Here is a 3,991-nt window from a genome sequence, read left to right as displayed (position 1 = left end):
ACCGCGTCCGCCCAGGCCTGGCCGCGCCGCACCGGCGTCCGCGCGGCCGCCGGGTCGATCTCATCGCGGATGACCCGGCCGGCCCAACGCAGTGCCTCCTCCAGAAAGTCCGCCGGTTCCAGCAGGACGTCCGCGAGGCCGAGCTCGACCGCCTGACCGGCACTGAGCATCCTGTTCTGGCTCAGCGGGTTCGCGACGGCGATGGTGACCGCGGCGTCCGCGCCGACCAGATTCGGTAGCAGCTGGGTTCCGCCCCACCCCGGTACCAGCCCGAGGAAGACCTCGGGCAGGGCGAGCGTCCGGACCGCTGAGGACACGGCCCGATAGTCGCAGTGCAGTGCCAGTTCCAGGCCGCCGCCCAGCGCCGCACCGTTGACCAGCGCGAAGGTGGGCACTTTGCGGCCGTGCAAACGGCCCGCACCGATCCGGCGCATCGCCGCGTGCCCGAGTTCGCTGAACGCGTGGATGGCGGGCCGGACAGCCTGCGGATCGGTGAAGGAGGCCCGGAAGGACAGGTCGGCGCCGACGCTGAAGACGAACGGCTTACCGGTGATGGCGATGGCCGCCACAGCCGGGGCGTGCGTCTCGATCTCGTCCATGGCGGCGAGCAGGTTGCGTAGCCCGGCGGGGCCGAAGGTCGACGGCCGGGTGTGGTCCAGGCCGTTGTCCAGGGTGATGAGCGCGATCGGCCCGGCCACGTCAGGCAGCGTCACGTAGCGGACGTGAGCCTGCGTCACCACTTCGCCCGGATACTCCAGGGCCGGCATTCCGGTCGAGGTCATGCTGCCTCTCCTGTCCGGTCAGTCGCTTCCGAGGCACTCGCGGCGGCGTCGAAGTGCGGGTTCGCCCAGATGGTCGTCGCGCCCATGCCGAGGCCCACGCACATGGCGGTGAGCCCGTAACGGACCTCTGGATGCTCGGCGAACTGGCGGGCGAGCTGGGTCATCAGCCGCACGCCGCTGGCCGCCAGCGGATGTCCCAGGGCGATCGCGCCGCCGTAGGGATTCACCCGCGGGTCGTCATCGGAGATGCCGAAGTGGTCGAGGAAGGCCAGCACCTGGACAGCGAAGGCCTCGTTCAGCTCGAACAGGCCGATGTCGTCGATGGACAGGCCGGTGCGGGCCAGGGCCTTCTGGGTGGACGGGATCGGCCCGATCCCCATCACGTGGGGCTCGACTCCGGCGAAGCCGAAACCGACCAGCGACATCTTCGCCGTGAGGCCGAGTTCCTCGGCGACATCCGCGGCGGCGAGCACGCATCCGGTCGCGCCGTCGTTGATGCCGGCCGAGTTCCCCGCGGTCACCCGGCCGTGGGGGCGGAACGGGGTCTTCAGACCGGCGAGCCCCGCCACCGTGGTGTCCGGGCGGGGTGGTTCGTCCGCCGTCACCAGCTCCCAGCCGCTTTCGGCGTGCCGGCCCGCGACCGGGACCAGATCAGGCTGGATCCAGCCGTTCGCGTATGCCTTGGCCACCTTCTGCTGGGACGCGAGCGCGTACGCGTCCGCCCGCGCTTTTGTGATCTTCGGGTAGCGGTCGTGGACGTTCTCCGCGGTCTGCCCCATGACCAGCGCGGATAGGTCGACCAGTTGTTCGGAGACGAAACGGGGGTTGGGGTCGACAGCTTCGCCCATCGGGTGGCGGCCCATGTGCTCGACACCGCCCGCGATCGCGACGTCGTAGGCGCCGACAGCGATGGCCGACGCGGTGGTCGTGACCGCCGTGACCGCCCCGGCACACATGCGGTCGATGGCGTAACCAGGCACGGACCGCGGCAGACCGGACAGGATGCCCGCGGTCCGGCCGATGGTCAGGCCCTGGTCACCGATCTGCGTGGTGGCCGCGATCGCCACTTCGTCGATCCGTTCGGCCGGCAGCGACGGATTGCGTCGCAGCAGTTCACGGATGACCCTGACGATCAGATCATCCGAGCGTGTCTCAGCATAGACCCCCTTTGCCTTGCCGAAGGGGGTGCGGACACCGTCGACGAACACGACGTCGCGGACGGAGTCCCTGGCAGCTAGGAACACCTGTGCCTCCTGACAGCATTGCGGCGACTTCGGCCTCCGGCGGTGTCAAGAAATGATCGTGAAAAGCGATCGCACCGTCTTCGGCTCTGCGCGAGACCCGGACAAAGCCGGTGCCGACGTGGTTGCCGGCACATCGAAGCCTACGGCACTCTGTTACTCATGGGTAACCCCGTACCCCGCTCCGCCGAGTTGACCGCGAAGCGGGGCCCTGTGCCTGCCGCGTCCCATCCGGTGCCGCTGCCCTATCCGGTGCCGCCGTCGGCCGATGCGGCCGGGTCCCGCCGCAGCGCAGGCTCGTCAAGCCGCTCTGGCGGTGCTGGCGGTGCTGGCGGTGCTGGCGGTGCTGGCGGTGCTGGCGGTGCCGACAGGCAGCTCGCGATCGGGCTGGCGGTGAGCTCCACCTGCCATGGCCGGGCGCCGCCCTTGCGCAGCAGCTCCGCGACGATCTCGACCGATGCGGGTGCTGCCGGTGGTGACCAGGCGAGCCGGCGGGCAAGGGCCGGTTCCAACAGGTTCTCCACCGGCATGCTCCGCTCGGCGGCGATGGCGCCCAGCTGGGCGCGTACCCGGACGAGCCGGGCTGCCGCCACCGGATCACGATCGGCCCAGCGGTTCGGCGGCGGTAGCCCGTCACCTCCGGGCGCGACCGCCGGTGGCAGGGTGTCCTCGGGCAGGCTGGCGGCTTCCCGCAGCGCGGTGAGCCAGGTCCGCGCGTTGCGGCGCAGCCGTGGGCCGGAGAAGATCGGTAGCCGGGTCAGGGCCTCGACGTCGGCGGGGTTGTTGAGGACCGCGTCAATGATCGCGCTGTCTGGCAGCACCCGGCCGGGAGCGATGTCCCGTTCGCGGGCGATCCGGTCCCGGGTCGTCCACATCGAACGGACCGCGGCGAGCTGGCGACGGTTGCGAACCCGGTGGATCCCACTGGTGCGCCGCCACAGCTCCGGTCGTGGCTCACGGGGGGGAGCCGCGGCGATCGCGGCGAACTCCTCGCGGGCGAACCGCAGTTTGTCCTGGGCCGCAAGCTCGCCGTGCAGCGCGTCGCGCAGCTCGATGAGAAGTTCGACGTCGAGCGCGGCATAGCGCAGCCACGGTTCTGGTAACGGCCGGGTCGACCAGTCGGCCGCTGAGTGTCCCTTCTCGAGGGAAAAACCCAGCACTTTTTCGACCATGATCCCCAGTCCCACCCGCTCGTAACCGAGCAGCCGGCCGGCAAGCTCGGTGTCGAACAGCGTGCCCGGACGCAGACCGAGCTCGGCCAGGCAGGGCAGGTCCTGGCTGGCGGCGTGCAGCACCCACTCGGCGTCACCGACGGCCTCCTGGATGCGGACGAGGTCGGGCAGCGCGACGGGGTCGATGAGGTGGGTGCCGGATCCGCGGCGGCGGATCTGGACCAGATAGGCCCGCTGGCTGTAGCGATACCCCGATGCCCGCTCGGCGTCGAAGGCCACCGGGCCGTTCCCGGCGGCCAGCCGTGCCGCGGCCGCATGTAGCGACGCCTCGTCGACGATGACGGGGGGGATGCCTTCGGACGGCTCCAAGAGCGGCCGAGCGTGCTCCGCGCCGCCACCGGGATCTTGGTTTTGCTGGTGCGATGAATCCGGAACCGTCGACGTCACGATCGGCGATCGTACGTCCGAAGCAGGCGATGAGCAGGGCGCTCGGGCGGACGCGGCCCGACTAAATCGGCGTGGGTTCGTGATCGGCGTCGGGTTGAGTGATTAATTTTACTGTTAGTATCCATATAAGTACGGAGAGTTCTTGGATGCGCCATGGGAAGAGTGACAAAGATAACTGTCATGATCATAAGAGCGCCCGAGGATAGGGCGTTCGCTCAGCGAGCGGCTCATCCGCGCCCGGTCCGGCAAGGCGGCGGAGGAAGGCGCCCTGATGCTGGGCGCCGGCTGACGACAACGCGGCGAGGTGCGTGCCCCACCCGCGACGCCGCGTCCCTATTGCCGGTCGCTC

The 3,991-nt window shown here is 70.0% G+C and carries 3 protein-coding genes; all 3 read right to left on the bottom strand.

What is annotated here, in order from left to right; translation table 11 throughout:
* A partial coding sequence (locus MJ797_RS01545; protein WP_239330884.1) for an enoyl-CoA hydratase/isomerase family protein occupies positions 1–782 on the bottom strand: 782 nt, incomplete at its 3' end.
* Positions 779–2,026: a thiolase family protein gene (locus MJ797_RS01540; RefSeq protein ID WP_239330881.1), complete on the bottom strand. Its 1,248-nt coding sequence runs from the start codon at positions 2,024–2,026 to the stop codon at positions 779–781. The genes MJ797_RS01540 and MJ797_RS01545, both read right to left, overlap by 4 nt.
* 242 nt (positions 2,027–2,268) lie before the next feature.
* Positions 2,269–3,642: a ribonuclease D gene (locus MJ797_RS01535; RefSeq protein ID WP_239330878.1), complete on the bottom strand. Its 1,374-nt coding sequence runs from the start codon at positions 3,640–3,642 to the stop codon at positions 2,269–2,271.
* Positions 3,643–3,991 lie beyond the last annotated feature (349 nt).

It is taken from the genome of Protofrankia sp. CiP3, assembly GCF_917627345.1.
Lineage (GTDB): Bacteria > Actinomycetota > Actinomycetes > Frankiales > Frankiaceae > Protofrankia.
This window is presented reverse-complemented; position numbering and strand designations above follow the sequence as displayed.